Source organism: Actinomadura sp. NPDC023710, from assembly GCF_040639875.1.
GTDB lineage: Bacteria > Actinomycetota > Actinomycetes > Streptosporangiales > Streptosporangiaceae > Spirillospora > Spirillospora citrea.
This window is the reverse complement of record NZ_JBFAGB010000019.1, coordinates 32,502-51,872: the sequence shown is the minus strand read 5'-3', so window position 1 is coordinate 51,872 and position 19,371 is coordinate 32,502. Positions and strand designations below refer to the sequence as shown.

The window sequence follows — 19,371 nt, the reverse complement described above, 5'->3', positions numbered from 1 at the left end:
CGGTGGCTCAGAGGCGGAGGGCGGGGCCGGGTGTCGCGGAATTGTGGATAACTCAGCCGCGGCCGAGGGCGACGTCGACGTCCCGGCGGAAGCGGGCGTAGACCTCCAGGTCCTCCTCGACGGGGACGATCACCTTCTCGCGCGCGACGCGCTCGATGCCCTGGCGCATGTGCTGCTCCATCTTCTCGCCGTGTTTGGCGGACGACAGCGCGACCATGTTGCGGCACGCGGACGCGGTGAGCCAGCCCATTCCGAGGGTGCAGACGACCAGGATGGCGACGTACGGGATCAGGCCCGCCTGGCCGATGAGGCCGTCCGGGTCGTCGCCGCCGAGGTCGAACAGGCCGTAGGCGATGAGGAAGCCGATCCACACGACGCTGAGGGCCGCGACCAGGACCAGGAAGTACTGCCAGGTCTTGACCAGCCACCACCAGCGCGGCACCACGTTGAACGTGGGCAGGGCCTCCTTGAGGGACTCGCCGAGCGCCTCCGGGATCTCGGCGGCGTGGGAGCGGGCCGCGGTGCGGACGGAGCGGCCCCAGTGCGGCGGAAGCTCCGCGGCGACGCCCTCGGAGACGTTCTGGAGCGCGTTGTCCACGTCGCCCTGCTGGGCGCCGATCGGGCCGGTGAAGGCGTTGCGCAGCTCCTCGCGCAGCTCGGTGAGGCGCATCCGGCGCAGCGGGTCCGACCGCAGCCGGCCGATCATGGCGGTGACGGGCCAGCCGATGAAGTCGGCGGCGCGCAGCTCGTAGGCGCTCTCCATGGCCTCGGCGACGGCGGGCGCGCCCGCGGCGTCGGTGAGGGCCTGCAGGAGCTCGGCCTTGCGTCCGTCGTCCACCGTGACGGGCGGCTCGGCGTCGAAGCGGTAGCCGGTGAACCGCTCGGCGGCCCGGTCGACGTCGGCCGACAGCCGCTCGGTGCGGGCGCGGCGGGCGGCGACGGCGTCGACGAGGGTGTCGCGGAAGCCGTGCACGCCGTCCTCGGCCACCGCGGAGGTGGTGACGATCCGCGGGTCGGCGAGCCCCTCGGCCTCCAGCAGGCGGCGCAGGTCGGCGACGCAGTCGTCGATCTCGTGCGGCGCGAGCCGGTCGACCTGGTTGAGGACGATCAGGGTGACGCCGGTGTGCCGGGCGAACGGGACGATGTAGTTGCGGTGCAGGGCCGCGTCGGCGTACTTCTGCGGGTCGACGACCCAGACCAGCAGGTCGGCGATGGTGACGAACCGGTCGACCTCGGCGCGGTGCATCGCCTGGATGGAGTCGTGGTCGGGCAGGTCGATCAGGACGAGGCCCTGCAGGGTGGCGTCGGCGCGCTCCAGGTCGAGGGCGCTGGCGCGGGCGTAGCGGTGGCGCTTGTCGACGTCGAGCCAGTCGAGGAGGGGGCCCGCGCCGTCCAGCCCCCAGACGCACGCGTGGGCCTGCGACGTCATCGGGCGGCGCATCCCGGTCGGCGACAGTTCGAGCCCGCAGATGGCGTTGAACAGCGAGGACTTGCCGCTGCCCGTGCCACCGGCCAGGGTGACGACGGTGTGGTCGCCCGACAGCCGCAGCCGCTGCCCGGCACGCCGCAGCAGCGCGCCGGCGTCGTCCAGGACGGGCTCGTCGAGCCGGCCGAGGCCCGCCTGGACGAGCCGGTCGAGCCCGTCGAGCCGCTCGACCAGCCCGGGCGGGCCGGCGGAACCGGCGGAGGGGCCGGAGGGGCCGGCGGGAGGGCCGGCTTCGGGAGCGCCGGGGAGCGGGGTCTCGCCGGTTCCCGCCGGTGAGTTCGCGGGGATGGCCGAGGTGGTCATCGGGCAACCTCAAGGTTGTAGGTGGCCTGGTACAGCTGGACGGGGACGGTCTCGTCGGGAATGCCGGCGGAGTCGAGCACCTGACCGAACCGGATGGCCTCCTCGTCGAACAGCATCCCGATACGGCTACGCAGGTCGGCGCGGGCCTTGGCGCCCATGCCGCGCAGGGACTCGGCGCCGAACAGGGCCTTCAGCAGCCGCTGCGGGACGGCGCTGTTGCCGCCCTCCACGGCCACGTCGGACGTCCCGTACCCGAGCAGGCCGATCATCAGGACGAGGGAGACCGCCTCGGTGTCGAACGAGACCAGCTTCGCGACCGAGCGCTTGGTGACGCCGTGGGTGCGGATCAGCTCCTGGACGTGGTCCTGCCAGGCGCTGACGGCCCGGGTGACGCGCCGCGACAGCTCCGGGGAGACGTGCGCGAGGCCGGCGTCGGCGCCGGCGAGCACCTGGGCGCCCGCCGGGTGCTCGCGCCAGCGGGCCATGACCTGCTCCGCGCCGTGCTCGGCGGACGCCATGATCAGCGATTCCAGGCCGCTGCGCAGCGCCGCCTTGAGGGCGCGCACGCGGGCCGGGCTGCGGTGGCGGCGGTTCGCGGCGCGGCCGCGCCGGGACCGCTGGACGTGCAGGGCGCGCAGCAGGTCGCCGGTGCCGGCGAAGTCCTGCCAGCGGGCCAGCACCTCGCCGCGCAGCAGCGAGCCGTTGCGGGTCGCCTCGTCCAGCTCGGCGAGGGCGGTGCCGTACCCGGCCTCGATCTCCCTGGCCAGCTCGGTGCGCCGCTCGACCTGCGCCTCGACCTGCCGGGCGAGCTCGGGGACGCGGGTGCGGAAGCTGTCCAGGACGGCGGCGAGGGTGTCGCTGACGACGATCTCGCGGTCCTCGGCGTCGTCGGCGACGCCGGTCAGCCAGTCGCGGATGTCCTCGACGGTCTCCTCGGGGAGGCGGCTCTCCTCGATCCGGGTCTCGGGGATGGTGAAGCGGCGCGCGTCGCCGACCTCGTGCTCGTCCAGCATCTCGGCGAAGTGCTCGACGATCTCGCCGCCGCCGGCGCCCGCGCCCTGCGGGACGCGCGACAGCACGACGCCGATCGTGGCGCCGTTCTCCTTGGCGCGCTGGAGCATCTGCCAGACCTGGGCGTCGGCGTACCGGGCGGCGGTGGTGACGCACAGCCACAGGTCCGCGGCGGCCATCAGCTTGGTCGCGAACTCGTAGTGGTCCTCGAAGACGGAGTCGAAGTCGGGGCTGTCGAGCAGGGCGAGGCCGGGCGGCAGGACGTCGCTGGCGATGACGACCAGCTGGTCGCCCGCGATGGCGTCGGGCGCGGGTCCGCGGACCCGTCCCATGCCGGGCAGCATCGGCCCCTCCATGAACCACCGCACGTGGTCGGGGTGGCAGACGAGGATCGGGCTGCTGGTGGTGGGGCGCAGCACGCCGGTCGCGCTGACGCGGGCGCCGACGAGCGTGTTGACCAGGGTGGACTTGCCCGCGCCCGTGGAGCCGCCGAGCACCACGAGCATGGGGGCGCCCGCGGCCTGGACGCGCGGCAGGACGTAGTCGACGAGCTGGGCGCGCAGTTCGTCGCGGGCCTCGCGGGCCTGCTCGACGCCGGGGACGTCGAGCAGGAGGTCGAAAGCGCCGAGCTGTTCGCGCAGCGCGGTCAGGGCGCGGACCAGCTCACCCCGGTTGACCGTCGCCCCGGCCCTGGGGGCGCGCCGCCGTCCGCGCCTGGACTTGGCCTCGGCCTTCCTGTCGCCCTCGGCGCTGCCGGTGTCGGTGTCCGTCGCCTGGTCTTCGGATGCGGCGTCGTCCTCGGCCGCGTCCTTCTTCGAGGTCTTCTTCTCCCGTGCCGTGGCGCGGCCTCCCGTGTCCTTCCCGGACGCGTCCTCGCCGCCCGTGGTCTCGCCGGACGCCGCGGCCTCGTGGGGGGCGGGCTCGCCGGCCCGGCCCGAGCCGGCGCCGGCCTCCTCGTCGTGGACCGTGCTCTGCTCTGCGGGGGGTGTCACGGATCCCGTCCCAAGTCCGCTCGAATCATGTCGATCTCTCGTGCCACGTTGACCACGTCGCCCACGACCACGATCGCCGGGGGCCGGACATCTCCGGCGGCCATCTCATCGGCCACCGTGCCCAGCGTCGTCGTCAGCGCCCGCTGGCCGGGGAGGGTGCCGTCCTGCACCACGGCCACCGGCGTTCCGGACGACCGACCATAGCGCATGAGGGCCGCCGCGATGAGCCCCATCCGCTCCACCGCCATGAGCAGGACGATCGTGCCGTTCGCGCGGGCCAGCGCCTCCCAGTCGACGGTCGAGTCGGGGTGCCCGGGAGGGACGTGCGCGGAGACGACGTGGAACTCCTGCGCGACGCCCCGGTGGGTGACCGGGATGCCCGCGGCCGACGGCACGGCGACCGCGCTGGTGATGCCGGGGACGACCGTGACGGGGACGCCGTGGCGGGCGCAGTACAGGGCCTCCTCACCGCCGCGGCCGAACACGAACGGGTCCCCGCCCTTGAGCCGGACGACGAAGCGGCCCTGCCGCGCGTGCTCGACCAGGTACTCGTTGATGCGGTCCTGGGTGACCGTCCGGCCGTAGGGGATCTTGGCGGCGTCGACGACCTCGACGTCGGCGGCCAGTTCGTCCAGCAGCCCGCCGGGGGCGAGCCGGTCGGTGACGACGACGTCGGCCATGGCGAGCAGCTGCCGCCCGCGCACGGTGATCAGGCCCGGGTCGCCCGGCCCGCCGCCGACGAGCGCGACGCCCGCGGGCTTGGTCCGGGAGTGCCGGGACTCCAGGGCGCCGTCGCGCAGGCCCTCCACCACCGCGTCGCGGATGCCGGCGGCGCGCCGCGGGTCGCCGCCGAGCAGCACCCCGACGGTCGCGTCGCCCGCGTGCCCGCTGGCGGGCGTCCAGGCCGGGGACGACTCGGCGTCGTCGGCCCGGACGGACCAGATCCGCGCGGCGTCGGCCTCCGCCACCACGTCGCCGTTGACCTTGGCGTCGTCGGTGACGGCCTGCACCAGCCAGGCGCCGGCGCAGTCGCCGCGCCGGTAGCCCCGCCGGTGCCAGGTGATCCGGCCGCGCTCGGCGAGGCCCTCCAGGGTGGCGGTGACCGAGGGGGACACCAGGACCACCTCGGCGCCGGCGTCCAGCAGGGCGGGCACGCGGCGCTGGGCGACCCGTCCCCCGCCGACGACGAGGACGCGTCGCCCGCCGAGTCGCAGGCCTAGCAGGTACGGGGGCACGGTGGATCTCTCGGACGCGTGTGGCGGACAGTCTCTTTGTGGAACAAAGGTACTCGGCTCGGGGAGTCCGTGGAGAGGGGCCTCGCCCGTTCGATAGCCGAGCGTGACTCATTCCGTGATCACGTTGTTACGGCCGCCCGGCGTCCTTCTCGCTCACTCCGGCGGAGTCGAAGGTGGCGACCTCGTGCAGGACTCGCGCCGCGCCCTGGACCAGCGGCAACGCCAGCAGGGCACCGGTTCCCTCGCCGAGCCGCAGCTCAAGGTCGACCAGCGGCCGCAGGCCGAGGTGGTCGACGGCGGCGCCGTGACCGGGCTCGGCCGAGCGGTGCCCGGCGACGCACGCGCCGAGGGCGTCCGGGCACAGCGCGGCGGCGGCGAGGGCGGCGGCGCCGGCGATCACGCCGTCCAGGACGACGGGGACGCGCAGCGCGGCCGCGCCGAGGACGAACCCGGCGATCGCGGCGTGCTCCAGCCCGCCCACGGCCGCGAGGACCTCCATCGGCGCCCTGCCGTGCCCTTCGAGGAGCCCGTGCCGGTCCAGGGCGGTGCGCACCACCTCGACCTTGTGCGCGTGGGTGGCGTCGTCGATGCCGGTCCCCCGGCCGGTGACCCGCTCGGGCGGCAGGCCGGTGAAGGCGGCGATCAGCGCGGCGGACGCGGTGGTGTTGGCGATCCCCATGTCCCCGGTGAGCAGGCACCGGGCGCCCTGCGCGTGAAGATCACGGGCGACCTCGATGCCCGTCTCGGCGGCGCGCCGGGCCTGGTCGGCGGTCATCGCGGGCCCGGCCGTCATGTCGGCGGTGCCCGGCGCGATCTTGCGGCGGAGCAGGCCGGGGGCCTCCTCCAGCTCGGTGGCGACGCCGATGTCGACCACCGTGACGGCGGCGCCGACCTGGGCGGCGAACGCGTTGACGACGGCGCCGCCGGCCAGGAAGTTGGCCACCATCTGCGCCGTGACCTCCTGCGGCCACGGGGTGACGCCCTGGGCGTGGACACCGTGGTCGGCGGCGAACACGGCGACGGCGGCGGGTTCGGGCAGCGGCGGCGGGCACTGCCCGGCGAGCCCGGCGAGCCGGACCGACACCTCCTCCAGGACGCCGAGCGACCCGGGCGGCTTGGTGAGCCGGGCCTGCAGGTCGCGTGCGTCCCGCATGGCCGCCCCGTCCGGAGGGGCGATGGAGGCGACGGTCTCCTCGATCAGGTTCATGGCGTCCTTTCGGGGGGTCGTCGGGGGGTCAGATGCCCAGCTCGCCGAGCACGTCCAGCAGGCGGTCGTTGGACGGACGGTCGCGCACGGCGATCCGCAGCCAGTCCGGGCCGAGCCCGGGGAAGGTGTCTCCGCGCCTGACGGCGTAACCGCGCTGCCTCAGCAAGGCCCGGATGCCCAGGGCGTCCTGCACGCGGAGGCACAGGAACGACGCGCGCGCCCCGGGTACGACGTACAGGCCCCTGGCGGACAGTTCGGCGGCCAGCCGATCGCGTTCGGCGGCGAGCCCTGCGGCCCATGCCTCGCCTTCGGCGACGGCTTCGGGGGTGGAGCACGCCTCGACGGCGGCGAGCGCGGGCGTGGACACCGCCCACAGCGGCTGCGCCTCCGCCAGCCGTCCGATCATGTGGGGGGCGGCCAGGACGTACCCGGCGCGCAGTCCCGCGAGCCCCCACGTCTTGGTCAGGGAGCGGATGACCACCACTCCCGGGGGCAGCCGCGTGGCGAGGCTCTCCGGCTCGCCCGGGACGCAGTCCATGAACGCCTCGTCGACCACGACCGTCCGTCCGGGCGCGGCCAGCGCGGCGATCGCCTCGGCCGGATGCAGCACCGAGGTCGGGTTGGTCGGATTGCCGATCACGACGAGGTCGGCACCGTCCGGGACGGCCCCCGGGTCGAGGGTGAAGTCCTTCTCCAGGATCAGCCGCTCCACCTCGTGCCCGGCGGCCCGCAGCGCCGCCTCCGGCTCGGTGAACTGGGGGTGCACCACCACGGCCCGGCGCGGGGCGAGCACGCGTGCGAGCAGCACGAACGCCTCCGCGGCCCCGGCGGTGAGCAGCACCTCCCCGGCGGACCTGGCGTGCCGCGCGGCGACCGCCTTGCGGGCCGGGCGGGGGTCGGGGTAGGCGGCGAGGCCGTCGACGGACGCGCGGATCCGCTCGGCCAGCCACTCGGGAGGCGTGCCGGCGCGGACGTTGACGGCGAAGTCGGCGAGGCCGTCACCGACCTCGGTGTCCCCGTGGTGGCGCAGGTCGACCTCGGCGGGCCCGGTCACGGCCGTTCCGCCTCGTAGTAGAGCAGCGCGTTGACGGCGGCGGCCGCGACCGCCGACCCGCCCTTCTCCGAGACGTTGCTGAGCTGCGGCAGCCCGCTCGCGCGCAGGGCCTCCTTGGCCTCGCAGGCGCCGACGAAGCCCACCGGCATCCCGACCACCAGGGCGGGGCTGACCCGGCGGGCGACGATCTCGAAGATCGCCTCGGGCGCGGAGCCGACCACCCAGACCGCGCCCGGTCCCACCTCCGAGTACGACAGCCGGACGGCCGCGGCCGACCGGGTGATGCCGGCGGCGCGCGCCATCCGGGCGGCGGCCGGGTCGGCGGCGTGGCAGACCGCCTCGCGGGCGCTGATCCCGGCCGCGGCCATGCCCTCGTCGGTGACGATCGGCGCGCCGGCCCGCAGCGCGGACCAGCCCTGGACGAGGGCCTCCTCCGTGGTCACCAGGTCCACCGCGTACTCCAGGTCGGCGGTGGCGTGGATCACCCGCTCCGCCACCGCCCGCCACAGCGGCGGCATCGGGGACAGGTCGACGCGGGACCGGAGGACCTCATACGAGCGCACCTCGATCGGGTGGGGCCGGCGGACGGTCAACTGCGCTCCTCCACAACTCCGGGCAAGGCGGGGATGGTCTCGATGGGGCGGCCCGTCCGGGACGGCCGCCACGCGGGGGTGCGGGCGTCGCGTTCGCCCCAGACGACGATCACGGGCTCCGCGGCCTCCCCCCGCGTGGTCAGCGGGGCGGCCTGGAGCCGGACGGCGTCGGCGGCGAAGCCCTGCCCGCCCAGTTCGTCCAGTATGGCCTGAGCCTCGCCGGGCGCGGCGAGGACGACGATCCGGGACGGGCGGAGCGCCGCGCAGACCCGGACGGCCTCCGGCCCGCCGCGGCCGAGGAAGACGGCGTCGGGCTCGGGAAGGTGCTCGGCGCTGGACCGGACGTCGCCCGACGCCATCGCGACCTTGACGCCGTGCAGGCGGACGTTCTCCCGCACCCGCGCGGACGCGGAGTGGTCGCGGTCGACGGCGACGACGGCCGCGCCGAAGCGGGCGCACTCGATGCCGACCGAGCCGTCGCCGGACTCCACGTCCCACACCATGTCGCCGACCCTGGGGCCGAGCTTGGCAAGGACGAAGGCGCGCACGTCAGGGCGGGGGCCGGGTCCGTCACCGAAGGCCTCCGCCGGGAGCGCCCATCCGGCGGGGCCGAGCACGGGCCCGGGGACCCAGTTCGCTTCGCCCAGCGCGTGGCGGTTGTCCAGGACGAGCACGACCTCGGGGTCGTTCCATGGGCGGGTGGTCGCCTCCGCCGGCCGGACATAGACGATCCGCTCTTTAGGCCCGCCCAGGTCTTCACAGACCACGAAGGAGCGCGGCGTGACGGGGAACAGCGCGCGCGCCAGCTCGGACGGTCCGGCGCCCGGCTCGGTCAGGACGGCCACCTTCGGATGGGCGCGGCACGCGTTCACGGCCTGCCTCAGGTGCCCGCCCTTGGCGGAGACCACGAGAGCGTCGTCCCAGGGCAGTCCTGCTTGGGAGAAGGCACGCGCTACGAGGGTCGTCGCGGGAAAGCTCTCTGGCGCGTGGCCCTTTTCGAGTAGTTCGCGGACGACGCCGAAGTAGCCGGGGTCGCCGTCCACGACGAGGACGACGTCCTCTTCGGTGACATCGACGCCTTCGAGCGCCTCGGCGAACACCGTGGTGGCGACCGTGCGGACATCCGATGCCAGGGGCAGCCCGTCCAGATGGACTGGGGCGCCTATGACCAGCGTGGCACTTTCCAGAGCCGCCTTCGCCCCCTCGGAGAGGGGCGTCCCGTCGCGGCCGACGACTGTCAGCATCGCTATCGGGCCATCCGCCCGTACATGCCGACCATGCGCTCTCCCGCCGCGTCCAGGAGCACCACCTGGGCGGCGACCGGACTGTCCGCCGACCCCTCCGCCTCGGCGGCCAGGCGTTCGAGCCCCGCGGCCGTCCTGCGGCACAGCTCGCGCCCGCACGGACCGAGCTTGCCCGCGGCGTCCCACACGTCGTAGACGTCCTGGACGGCCGGGGCCTGCGCCACCCGGCCGGCCAGGGCGGGCCCGCAGTCCATGTCCAGCGTGATCGACTCCAGCAGGCCCGCGGCGCCGCCGAGGAACGCGGCCTGCTCCTGCATGCGGGCGACCATGACGACCTGCGCGAGCCCGGCCTTGACCGCCTCCCGCAGCCGCTCCGCCGCGACCGGGACGAAGCACGCGTCCGGCAGATTCGGCAGCATCCGGCGCGCGGCCTCCCGCGCACCGTCTCCGTACATCACGAGCGTCTTCTCCGCAGCGGTCACCTGTGCCGTCCCTCCTGGTCGTCGGCGACGAGCTTCCCGGAGGCGCCGTCGGCACGGCGCCATGGCACGCCGACGAGAGCCGGATCGGTCGCGACCGTCCGGCGCCGGCCGCCCACAGAATAGGCTGTCGCGGTGAGCTACCAGCGCCTGTCCCCGGACGAGCGGCGCGCCCAGATCCTGGACGTCGCGCGGCGGATGTTCACCGAACTGCCCTACGCCGAGGTGTCCACCGCCGCGATCGCGCGGGAGACCGGCGTGCAGCGCGGCCTGATCCACTACTACTTCGGGACGAAGCGGGAGCTGTTCCTCAAGGTCGTCCAGGGGCTGACGGCCTCGGCCGCGATGCAGGCCCCGCCGCCGGACGAGCGGCTGGCGCTGCCCGAGGCGGTCGAGCTGCTCGTCAACCTGTTCCTCGACACCGCCGAGCGCAACGCGACCACGTGGTTCGCCGCGCTCGACGCCGAGGGGTTCGGACAGGACCCCGAACTCCTGCGCATCGTCAACCGCTTCCGGGACGAGACGGTCGAGCACATGCTGGCCGTGCTGCGCGTGGCCGAGCCGACCGAGACGCTGCGGGCCGTGCTGCGCGTCTACTCCGGGCTCGCGGACGCGGCGACGCGCCAGTGGCTCCAGGAGAAGACGCTCGACCGCGACCAGGTGCGCACGCTGCTCACCCGGTCACTGCTCGCGCTGGTCAGCGATATCGGCCCCGCCCTGGAGCGGGCCCCGGAGGACCGGCCGCGGGCCGGCGCGGGCTAGCCGGGGCGCGTCTGGATGGTTCCGGGGACGGCGAACCAGACGGCCTTGCCGCGGACGGGCGGCCCGAGGCGGGAGAGGGTCCGCCGCAGGCCCCAGCGTCCGTTGGACAGCTCGTGGACGATGCTGAGCCCGCGCCCGCAGTCGCCGGACGTCCAGGAGTACCCCGGCAGGCCGACGTCGGCATGGGTGTCGAAGACGGCGCACCGCACTTCGCCCGCCGTCCCGTCCCCCATGTAGAGCCACAGCTCGTGCGGGCCGTGCTCGCCGGCGTGCTGGTGGGCGTTGGTGGCCAGTTCGCTCACCATGAGCCGGGCGTCGGCCGTCCCGTCCAGCGGTACGCCGAGGGAGGCGAGGGCGTCGCACAGGACGCGGCGGGCGTACCCCGCCCCTCCGGGGCCGCCCGGCAGGGCCCACACCCACCCGGGCACACCGTCGCCCCGGGCTGGGTCACCGCCCGCCATAGCGTCGGCCATGCTCTCCGCCGTCAGGTGGGCTGGCGTGGTCTTCACGGTTCCTCCCGCGTAACTGGTGCGAGTGTGAAGGGCGGGCGGTGCGATCGATCGTCACTGTCAGTTGACGACCGATCACGCATCCAAGCGTCTCCTGAGATTCTCACAATCGCAACACCCTTCATGGAATTGCTCTGACCTTCCTGCCGGGTTCGTCAATCGCGTTGTGACAGGCGCCGGGAGTGATAAAGACTCCACTCCCATGACCTACCGCCCCACCGTCCGTGGCCGCCGTCTCGCCAGGGAGCTCCGCAAGCTGCGCGAGGAGCAGGGCCTGACGCTGCAGGAAGTGGCGGACCGGCTCGACTGGTCGAGAGCCACCGTCTCCCGCCTGGAAACCAGTCAGACCCGCCCGAAACCCGGCGACATCGCCGACATCCTCGACCTGTACGGCGTGCCGAGCCCGGACCGCGACGCGCTCATCACCCTGGCCCGGCAGGCCGGTCAGCGCGGCTGGTGGACCGCCTACCAGGACGTCTTCGCGGGCAGCTACGTCGCGCTGGAGGACGAGGCCTCGCACATCCGCACCTGGGATCCGCAGCTCGTGCACGGGCTGCTGCAGACCGAGGACTACTCCCGCGCGGTGATCACGGCGGGCCGGCTGCTGCCCTCGGAGGAGGAGATCGAGCGCCGCATCGCCGCCCGCAAGATCCGTCAGGCGCTGCTGGACCGCGCGGACGCGCCGCGCTTCCAGGTGATCTTCGACGAGGCGGTGCTGCACCGCCCGATCGGCGGCGAGAAGGTGATGCGGGCCCAGCTGAGCGCCCTCGCCACCGTCGCGGAGATCCGCCCATCCGTCACGATCCAGGTACTCCCCTACACGGCAGCGGCACATGCGGGCCTAGATGGACGTTTCACCATATTGTCGTATCCGGACCCCGCAGACCCCGATATCGCCTACGTCGAGGGCACCATGGGCGACGTTTACCTCGAGAGCGCCGAGGAAATAGCAAAACATAGGGACCGCTTCGAACGGATCATGAAGCGGGCCCTGTCCCCCGAGGAGTCCGCGCACCTCATAGCCGAGGCAGCAAGGAGCAGCCTGTGACCCACCTCCAGCGCGAACTCAACCTGGCCGTCTGGCGCAAGTCGTCCCGCAGCGGAAGCGGAGACCAGTGCGTCGAGATGGCCGCCCTGTCCAGCGATCTGCGCGCCGTGCGCGACTCCAAGGACCCCTCCGGACCGGCACTGGTACTGACGCCGGCCGCCTGGCGGGATCTGCTGGACGGGATCAGGGAGGGCTAGCGACAGGTCGACGGGGCCGCGGCGAGACCTCGCCGCGGCCCCTCGCCGTACCCGGCGGCGGCCCCGGGGCGCCCCTTCCGAGAAAATAGAACGTGTTCTAGTATCGCCGGTGCGTCGACTACCGGAGGGTGCAACGTGACCGCGGAACTCAAGCTCGGCATCAACGTCGGCTACTGGCAGCGCGATCCCGAGGACCAGACCGAGACGGTCCTGGCCGCCGAGCGCTGCGGCTACGACTCGGTGTTCACCGCCGAGGCGTACGGCTCGGACGCGTTCACCACGCTGGCCTGGTACGGCGCCCGCACGTCCCGGATCAAGCTGGGCACGGCCGTCGTGCAGATGTCGGCGCGGACCCCGGCGGCCACCGCGATGCACGCGCTCACCCTGGACGCCCTGTCGGGCGGGCGCGTGATCCTCGGGCTCGGCGCGTCCGGTCCGCAGGTCGTGGAGGGCTGGTACGGGCAGCCGTTCCCGAAGCCGCTCGCCCGCACCCGCGAGTACCTCGACATCGTCCGGCAGGTGTGGCGCCGCGAGGACCCGGTGACCAGCGAGGGCCCGCACTACCCGCTGCCCTACCCCGGCGGGTCGGGCCTCGGCAAGCCGCTGAAGTCGATCGCCCACCCCCTGCGCCCGGAGATCCCCGTCTACCTGGGCGCGGAGGGCCCGAAGAACGTCGCGCTGTCCGCCGAGGTCGCGCAGGGCTGGCTACCGCTGTTCGTCGACCCCGAGCAGATCGAGCCCGTCTTCGGCGGTTCGCTGGCCGGACGCCCGGAGGGCTTCGAGATCGCCGCGACCGTCACCACGATCGTCACCGACGACCTGGCGGCCGCGCTGGAGTTCGCCAAGATCCCGCTCGCCTTCTACATCGGCGGGATGGGCGCCAAGGACCGCAACTTCCACCTCGACCTGATCGGCCGGCTCGGCTACGCGGAGGAGGCGGGGCGCGTCCAGGAGCTGTTCCTGAGCGGCCGCCGGGACGAGGCGATCAAGGCCGTGCCGGACGGGCTGGCCGACGCGATCTCGCTCCTGGGCCCGCTCGGGCGGATCAAGGAGAGGCTGCGGCTGTGGCGGGACAGCCCGGTCACGACCCTGCTGATCGCCGGGGTGAAGGACGAGCCGACGCTGCGCGCCATCAGGGAGATGGCCGACTCCTGAGAGACCGAGCACACATCTTCGCGCGGAATGGAGGTAGGGACCCGGGTGCTGCACGGAGAGCACCCAGGACAGACGCAGACTGGAGATGGGACACACGATGTCCACGCAGGACGCCGCCCGGCTTCTCGTCAGGACCCTTGAGGCGGAGGGCGTCGAGTACGTCTTCGGCATCCCGGGCGAGGAGAACATCCATTTCGTCGACGCGCTGAACGACTCGCCGATCCGCTACATCCTCGTCCGGCACGAGCAGGGCGCCGCGTTCATGGCGGAGATCTACGGCCGCCTCACCGGCAAGGCGGGCGTGGCCTCCGCGACGCTCGGCCCCGGCGCGATCAATCTCCAGCTCGGCGTCGCCGACGCCACCACCAACAGCACGCCCGTCGTCGCGATCTCCGCCCAGGTCGGCCTGGACCGGATCTACAAGGAGTCGCACCAGATCGTCGACCTGGTGTCCCTGTTCCGCCCGATCACCAAGTGGTCGGAGCTGGCACCGCGGGCGGAGGCGCTGCCCGAGATGGTGCGCAAGGCGTTCAAGACGGCCCAGACCGAACGTCCCGGCGCCGTCTACCTGGCGATCCCGGAGGACGTCGAGTCGGCCGAGGTCTCCGCCGACCTCGCGCCCCTGCCGGTGAACGTCGTGCGCGCGCAGGAGCCCTCCGCGTCCCAGATCGCCCGCGCCGCCGACGTGATCGCCCTCGCGCGGCGGCCGGTCGTCCTGGCCGGCCACGGCGCCACCCGGGCCCGCGCGAGCGACGCCCTGGTGCACTTCTCCGAGCGCCTCGGCCTGCCGGTCGCCACCACGTTCAACGGCAAGGGCGTCTTCCCCGACGACCACCGCAACGCCCTCGGCGCGGTCGGCTTCATGCGCCACGACTACGTCAACTTCGGATTCGACGAGGCGGACGTGCTGGTCGCCGTCGGCTACGAGCTCCAGGAGTTCGACCCGGTCAAGATCAACCCGAACGCGGACAAGAAGATCATCCACATCCACCAGTCGCCCGCCGAGGTCGACGACCACTACCCGGTCGAGGTCGGCATCCAGGGCGACGTGTCCCGGTCGCTGCGCGCCCTCGCCGACTCGGTCCACCGCCGCTTCGACGTGAACGGGACCGACCGTCCTCCAGCCCCCGCCCACCACCATCCAACGGACGAGCTCCGCTCGACGGGCCAGAAGATCCGCCGGATGCTCCAGGAGGAGCTGGCCGAGGGCGCGACCGAGGACGGCCACCCGCTCTCCCCCCGCCGCATCATCGCCGACGTCCGCGCCGCGATGGGCCGCAGCGACATCGTCCTGGCCGACACCGGCGCGGTGAAGATGTGGATGGCGCGCATGTACCCGACCTACGAGCCGAACACGCTGCTGGTCTCCAACGGCCTGTCGTCGATGGGCTTCACCGTCCCCGGCGCGATCGCCGCCAAGCTCGCGCACCCCGAGCGCAGGGTCCTGGCGGCGACGGGGGACGGCGCGTTCCTGATGAACTCCCAGGAGCTGGAGACGGCCGTCCGCGAGAACATCCCGATCACCGTGCTGATCTGGGACGACTCCGCCTACGGGCTGATCGAGTGGAAGATGGACCTCGACCTCGGGCGCAGCTCGAACATCAGGTTCGGCAACCCCGACTTCGTCCGGTACGCCGAGAGCTTCGGCGCCCGCGGCTACCGCGTCGAGTCGGCCGCCGAGCTGCTGCCCACCCTCCGCAAGGCCCTCGCCGACGACGCGGTCTCCGTCATCACCGTCCCGGTCGACTACTCCCACAACCTGCAGCTGACCGACAAGCTCGGCGATCTCACCGGCCCCTTCTGACGCCCCGGCGCGCCGGTCACACGCGGCAGATGATCTCGCCGTGGGTGACGGAGTACCAGCCGTCCTCGGCGGCGGCCCACGCCTTCCAGCCCTCGTAGACGCGCTGGAGTTCGGCACGGGTGGCATGGCCGCCGGCGACGGCGTGGTCGGCCACCGACGACCTGATCAGGCGGCCGCCCCAGGACTCGCTCCACCACTCGCGCTCCTGCGGGGTGGCGTAGCACCAGGCCGAGGCGGAGGCGGTGACGTCGGTGAACCCGGCGGCGCGCGCCCAGGAGACGAGGCGGCGGCCGGCCTCGGGCTCGCCGCCGTTGCCGCGCGCGACCTTGTAGTAGATCGGCAGCCAGGCGTCCATGCCGGGCGGGTCCGGGTACCAGACCATGGTGCCGAAGTCGGCCTCGCGCGCGGCGACGATCCCTCCGGGCCGGGCCACGCGGCGCATCTCCCGCAGCGCCTGGACGGGGTCGCCGACGTGCTGCAGGACCTGGTGGGCATGGACGACGTCGAACGTGCCGTCGGGATGGTCCAGGGCGTGGACGTCGGCGACCGCGAACTCGACGTTGTCCAGCGGGGCGGTGTTCCTGCGGGCCTCGTCCAGGACCGTCTCGGCCGAGTCGGCGGCGACGACGCGGCCCGGCGCCACGCGTTCGGCGATCCCGGCGGTGATGGTGCCCGGTCCGCAGCCGACGTCCAGCACCGACAGGCCGGGCCGCAGGTGCTCGACCAGGTGGGGGGCGGAGTTCTCGACCGTGCGCCACTGGTGCGCGCTCAGAACGCTCTCGTGGTGGCCGTGGGTGTAGGTCGCCTTCGCGGTCATCGGGATCACCTCTCTTGTCCGGTGCCTCCCACCGTACGATCACTTCTCAGATTTTGAGAAACGCGTATCAATATATGAGACGGCCGGACAAGAGGAAAGGGATCGAGGCACCGGCCTCGATCCCTTTCGGGTGGTGCGTGTCAGGCCGCCACGGCGACGCGGCGGGCGGGCAGCGGCTGCGGACGCACGGGCAGGGCCTCGACCGCCGCGAGCGGGGGCGCGGTCTCGGCGTAGGCGTTCAGCGTCGCATGGGAGAGCTCGGTGAGCCACGGCTGCACGACGGTCCGCTCGGCGGGCCCGTCCAGCCGCGGGTGGGTGAGATGGAACGTGCCGGTCGCTGCGCTCACTGCCAACGCCCCTTCCTTCGCCCGGTGGGGCCGCGCCTGTGCGAGCGCCACCGTCTGTCACATACCCCTAGGTACGTCGTTGAAAGCGATCTGGTTCGACACGTGTTCCCGATGTCTCCCAAATCACAAGGTCAACGCTACGCGGAGGGTCTGACATTCTCGAACCCTTATTCGAGCTAGTCGGGGCGCGGGGCCGGGTCGGCCGTCACGGAGCGCAACAGCGGGCGGCTCAGCGCGCTCGCGCCGAGGACGCCGCCGAAGCCGAGGACGACGAACCCGGCGAGCCCCGCCAGGCCGGAGAGCCCGAACCCCTGGGCGAACGGCAGCCCGAAGAGCACGCCCGTCAGCAGCGAGCCGCCGCCCATGACGGCGAGCGGGATAAGCGTCTCCTGGCGGCGTGCCCGGTCCAGGACGGACAGGGGCGTGCCGGCCAGGCGCAGCATCGCGTACGTCTGCCTGCGGTCCAGGACGGCGGACGCCCCGGTGATGCCCGCGCTCGTGATGCCCACCAGGAACGAGACGGCGAGGACGATCAGCGCGCCGGTGCGCAGATCGGCCACCAGGAAGTCGCCGGTCACCTCGTCGTCGGCCGGGGTCGTGGCGACCTTGCCCGGGACGAGTCCGGTCAGCGCGGTGCGCGCCCGGTCGACGGCGGCGGACCCGCCGGGAACGGTGACCGCCACGACGGCGGTCGCGTTGAGGCGGGCGTCGGCGGCCGGCGGTCCGTCCCCGGCCTCGATCCTGCGCACCGAGACGCCCGCGTCGAGACCGGCGAGCCTGCCCTTCGCCTGCTCGGCGACGGCGGCGGACCGCTCGTAGGGGACGGCCAGTTTCAGCTCGTCCCGCGGCTCGCCGGCGGAGGAGTGGGCGTTCAGCAGGGCGAGGAACCCGGCGATGAAGCCGGTGAGCGCGACGCCGGCGACCGTCCGCCAGGCCGAGCGCGGGTCGTCCACGAGGCGGCGCCCGGCGAGCAGCCGGGCCGGGCCGCGCGCCGTGCCGACCGTCAGGTGGCCGATGATCGCCACCACCCACGGGCCCGCGAAGTTGATCGCGAGGAAGGCCAGCACGAGGAAGACCATCAGAACGATCATGCCCGCGCGGCCCATGTCGATCAGGCCGCCGCCCACCGCGCCGAAGGCGATCACGACGGCGAGCAGCGCGGCGATCCGGACGGCCCGCATGCCGGGCGGGGTCTCGCGGCGCGCGACGCCGAGGGGGCTGACGACCACGCGGCGCAGGCCGACGACGGCGCTGACGCCGACGAGCACCGGCACCGCCGCGAGCAGGCCCGCGAGGGCGGGCGGGCCCGGCCACAGGTCGCCGGCGAACCAGCCGCCGCCCGCGATCGTGATCCGGGTGAGCAGCGGGGTCGCCGCCGCGTACAGCACGAGCCCGGCCGCGGCGCCCACGACGGCCGTCAGCACGGCCTCGGTCGCGGTGATCGCGACGACCTGGCCGGGGGTGGCGCCGACCAGCCGCAGCGCCGCGAGCCGGCCGTCGCGGCGGGCCACGGTGAGCCGGGCGGCGGCGCCGCCGAACACCAGCAGCGGCACGACCATCAGCACCGACGCCAGGCCCGCGAGCAGCAGGTAGACGCCCGCCGACCAGGACGCGCCGGTCGCGAACCGGTCGACGCGCGACGGGCCGCCGGTCGTCCCGAGATGCTCGACGGCGCCCCGGCCGGCGGTCATGGCGGGGTCGTCCGGGCTGCGCCCGACCACCGCGACGAGCTCTCCGGGGTGGACGAGCGCGCCGCGCCCGAGGGTCCCCGCCGGGGACGGGAACCGCTCGGCGAGCCGCTCGGCGGGCAGGTCCCGCATCAGGCGGGCCAGGGCGGGCGACGTCCACGCCTCACCGGGCTTCGGGAAGCGGGTCATCCCGGGCGGGACGGGAGCATCGCCCCTCAGCGCGGCCAGGTCGACGACCGTGATCGGCTCGCCCTGGACGTAGTCGGTCGACAGCGCCTCGATCATGGAGGGGTTCGCGGCCGGCTTCCCCGGATGCCGCCAGGCGTCGGCGTGGGCGCGCTGGAGGAACGCGTGGTCGGCGCCCACAGCGAACAGCAGCAGCCCGGTCGAGACGGCCACCGCGGCAAGGGTCAGGAGCGAGCCCAGCACGTTGTTCCTGCCGCCGCCGCGCAGCAGGCGCCAGGAGAGTTCCACCGCCGTGCGCATCAGGCCGTCCTCTCCAAGGGCGACCGGATGCGGCCGTCGCGGACCTCCACGACGCGGTCGCACCAGGCCGCCACCGAGGGGTCGTGGGTGACGACGACCAGGGACGCGCCGTTGTGCTTGGTGGCGTCCACGAGCAGCCGCATGGTGTCGTGGCCGGTCGCCTGGTCGAGCGCGCCCGTCGGCTCGTCGGCGAATACGACGGCCGGAAGGGGCACGAGCGCACGGGCGATCGCGACGCGCTGCGCCTGGCCGCCCGACAGCTCGCCCGGGCGCCGGTGCTCCAGCCCGTCCAGCCCGAGCGGCCGGAACCAGTTCCGCGCCGCCTGCACCGCCTCCCGCCTGGACGTGCCGTTCAGCATCAGCGGCAGCGCGGCGTTCTCCACGGCGGGCAGTTCCGGGAGCAGCTGCCCGAACTGGAACACGAAGCCGAACCGGTTGCGGCGCAGCGCGCTGCGGGGGCGCTCGCCGAGCGTGTCGATCCGCCGGCCGAGCAGGTGCACCTCCCCCGCTTCCGGCCGCATGATCCCGGCCAGGCAGTGCAGCAGCGTCGACTTGCCCGACCCGGACGGACCCATGATCGCGACGGCCTCGGCGCGGGCCACGGCCAGGTCGACGCCGTCGAGGGCGACGGCCGTCCCGAACCGCTTCACCAGCCCGCGGCCGAGCAGGACGGGCTCGCTCACGCCGCCTCCCCCCGCTCTCCCAACGGACGCGGCCCGCTCGCCGGGCGCAGCTCCAGGACGTTGTCGGGCGGACGGGTGCGACGTCGATCGCGGATCGACTCGGCGATCTCCATGGCGGGCATCACGACGCCGCCGTAGACCACGAACGCGCAGAACGCGGCGGCGAGGGGAACGTAGATCAGGTACATGGCCCAAGCGTGCGCGCCGCCGCCGCCCGGCCGCATCGGACGCGGGGCCGGTCCCCGAGGGGCCGGATCGGCCGAATGGCCGA

The 19,371-nt window shown here is 73.8% G+C and carries 19 protein-coding genes; 5 read left to right on the top strand and 14 right to left on the bottom strand.

All coding sequences use genetic code 11. The annotated features are described in order from the left end of the window. Positions 1-52: 52 nt before the first annotated feature. From AB0H37_RS22560 to AB0H37_RS22525, 8 genes are all read right to left on the bottom strand, one after another. On the bottom strand, positions 53-1,789 hold the full coding sequence (locus AB0H37_RS22560) for an ABC transporter (protein WP_329087112.1): 1,737 nt from the start codon (positions 1,787-1,789) through the stop codon (positions 53-55). Next, a complete protein-coding gene (locus tag AB0H37_RS22555) occupies positions 1,786-3,792 on the bottom strand; it encodes an AAA family ATPase (RefSeq protein WP_360614896.1) in 2,007 nt (668 codons plus the stop codon). Before AB0H37_RS22555 ends, AB0H37_RS22560 begins: the two co-directional genes overlap by 4 nt. Further along, positions 3,789-5,027: a uroporphyrinogen-III C-methyltransferase gene (gene cobA, locus AB0H37_RS22550; protein WP_179836796.1), complete on the bottom strand. Its 1,239-nt coding sequence runs from the start codon at positions 5,025-5,027 to the stop codon at positions 3,789-3,791. The genes AB0H37_RS22555 and cobA overlap by 4 nt, the downstream gene beginning before the upstream one ends. A 127-nt stretch (positions 5,028-5,154) precedes the next feature. Further along, the gene (gene cobT, locus AB0H37_RS22545; RefSeq protein ID WP_179836797.1) at positions 5,155-6,234 is read right to left on the bottom strand and encodes a nicotinate-nucleotide--dimethylbenzimidazole phosphoribosyltransferase; all 1,080 of its coding nucleotides are present in this window, start codon (positions 6,232-6,234) and stop codon (positions 5,155-5,157) included. Between the two features lie 28 nt (positions 6,235-6,262). Then, a complete protein-coding gene (cobC, locus tag AB0H37_RS22540) occupies positions 6,263-7,288 on the bottom strand; it encodes an Rv2231c family pyridoxal phosphate-dependent protein CobC (protein ID WP_360614893.1) in 1,026 nt (341 codons plus the stop codon). Beyond that, on the bottom strand, positions 7,285-7,881 hold the full coding sequence (locus AB0H37_RS22535) for a precorrin-8X methylmutase (RefSeq protein ID WP_179836799.1): 597 nt from the start codon (positions 7,879-7,881) through the stop codon (positions 7,285-7,287). The genes cobC and AB0H37_RS22535 overlap by 4 nt, the downstream gene beginning before the upstream one ends. Next, positions 7,878-9,125 (bottom strand): precorrin-6y C5,15-methyltransferase (decarboxylating) subunit CbiE, encoded by a 1,248-nt coding sequence (cbiE, locus tag AB0H37_RS22530; protein ID WP_360614891.1) that lies wholly within the window; start codon positions 9,123-9,125, stop codon positions 7,878-7,880. Before cbiE ends, AB0H37_RS22535 begins: the two co-directional genes overlap by 4 nt. 2 nt (positions 9,126-9,127) lie before the next feature. Continuing rightward, positions 9,128-9,607, bottom strand: a complete 480-nt coding sequence (locus AB0H37_RS22525) for a hypothetical protein (RefSeq protein ID WP_360614889.1) — start codon at positions 9,605-9,607, stop codon at positions 9,128-9,130. A gap of 132 nt (positions 9,608-9,739) precedes the next feature. Here AB0H37_RS22525 and AB0H37_RS22520 point away from each other — a divergent pair, with 132 nt between their 5' ends. Continuing rightward, the gene (locus tag AB0H37_RS22520) at positions 9,740-10,366 is read left to right on the top strand and encodes a helix-turn-helix domain-containing protein (RefSeq protein WP_360614887.1); all 627 of its coding nucleotides are present in this window, start codon (positions 9,740-9,742) and stop codon (positions 10,364-10,366) included. On the opposite strand, the gene AB0H37_RS22515 is transcribed toward AB0H37_RS22520, so the two are convergent. Beyond that, positions 10,363-10,875 (bottom strand): ATP-binding protein, encoded by a 513-nt coding sequence (locus AB0H37_RS22515; RefSeq protein WP_360614885.1) that lies wholly within the window; start codon positions 10,873-10,875, stop codon positions 10,363-10,365. The two genes, AB0H37_RS22520 and AB0H37_RS22515, sit on opposite strands and share 4 nt — an antisense overlap. A gap of 202 nt (positions 10,876-11,077) precedes the next feature. Here AB0H37_RS22515 and AB0H37_RS22510 point away from each other — a divergent pair, with 202 nt between their 5' ends. The 4 genes from AB0H37_RS22510 to AB0H37_RS22495 all read left to right on the top strand — a co-directional run bounded on the left by AB0H37_RS22510 (position 11,078) and on the right by AB0H37_RS22495 (position 15,079). Next, positions 11,078-11,923, top strand: coding sequence for a helix-turn-helix transcriptional regulator (locus tag AB0H37_RS22510; protein WP_189269939.1), 846 nt, complete (start codon positions 11,078-11,080; stop codon positions 11,921-11,923). Further along, a complete protein-coding gene (locus AB0H37_RS22505) occupies positions 11,920-12,120 on the top strand; it encodes a DUF397 domain-containing protein (protein ID WP_179836805.1) in 201 nt (66 codons plus the stop codon). The genes AB0H37_RS22510 and AB0H37_RS22505 overlap by 4 nt, the downstream gene beginning before the upstream one ends. 135 nt (positions 12,121-12,255) lie before the next feature. Then, positions 12,256-13,275, top strand: coding sequence for an LLM class F420-dependent oxidoreductase (locus AB0H37_RS22500; RefSeq protein WP_360614882.1), 1,020 nt, complete (start codon positions 12,256-12,258; stop codon positions 13,273-13,275). A 97-nt stretch (positions 13,276-13,372) separates the two neighbouring features. Beyond that, positions 13,373-15,079 carry an acetolactate synthase large subunit gene (locus AB0H37_RS22495; RefSeq protein ID WP_360614880.1) on the top strand — a complete coding sequence of 569 codons (1,707 nt, stop codon included), beginning with the start codon at positions 13,373-13,375 and terminating at the stop codon, positions 15,077-15,079. A 16-nt stretch (positions 15,080-15,095) separates the two neighbouring features. On the opposite strand, the gene AB0H37_RS22490 is transcribed toward AB0H37_RS22495, so the two are convergent. From AB0H37_RS22490 to AB0H37_RS22470, 5 genes are all read right to left on the bottom strand, one after another. After that, positions 15,096-15,896, bottom strand: a complete 801-nt coding sequence (locus AB0H37_RS22490; protein ID WP_179836808.1) for a methyltransferase domain-containing protein — start codon at positions 15,894-15,896, stop codon at positions 15,096-15,098. A gap of 140 nt (positions 15,897-16,036) precedes the next feature. After that, positions 16,037-16,243 carry a hypothetical protein gene (locus AB0H37_RS22485; protein ID WP_179836809.1) on the bottom strand — a complete coding sequence of 69 codons (207 nt, stop codon included), beginning with the start codon at positions 16,241-16,243 and terminating at the stop codon, positions 16,037-16,039. A 176-nt stretch (positions 16,244-16,419) separates the two neighbouring features. Then, the gene (locus AB0H37_RS22480) at positions 16,420-18,417 is read right to left on the bottom strand and encodes an FtsX-like permease family protein (RefSeq protein WP_360614877.1); all 1,998 of its coding nucleotides are present in this window, start codon (positions 18,415-18,417) and stop codon (positions 16,420-16,422) included. Further along, complete coding sequence (locus tag AB0H37_RS22475) at positions 18,417-19,100, bottom strand: ABC transporter ATP-binding protein (protein WP_360614876.1); 684 nt, start codon at positions 19,098-19,100, stop codon at positions 18,417-18,419. The genes AB0H37_RS22480 and AB0H37_RS22475 overlap by 1 nt, the downstream gene beginning before the upstream one ends. Then, complete coding sequence (locus tag AB0H37_RS22470; RefSeq protein ID WP_360614874.1) at positions 19,097-19,288, bottom strand: hypothetical protein; 192 nt, start codon at positions 19,286-19,288, stop codon at positions 19,097-19,099. Before AB0H37_RS22470 ends, AB0H37_RS22475 begins: the two co-directional genes overlap by 4 nt. Between the last annotated feature and the right edge of the window lie 83 nt (positions 19,289-19,371).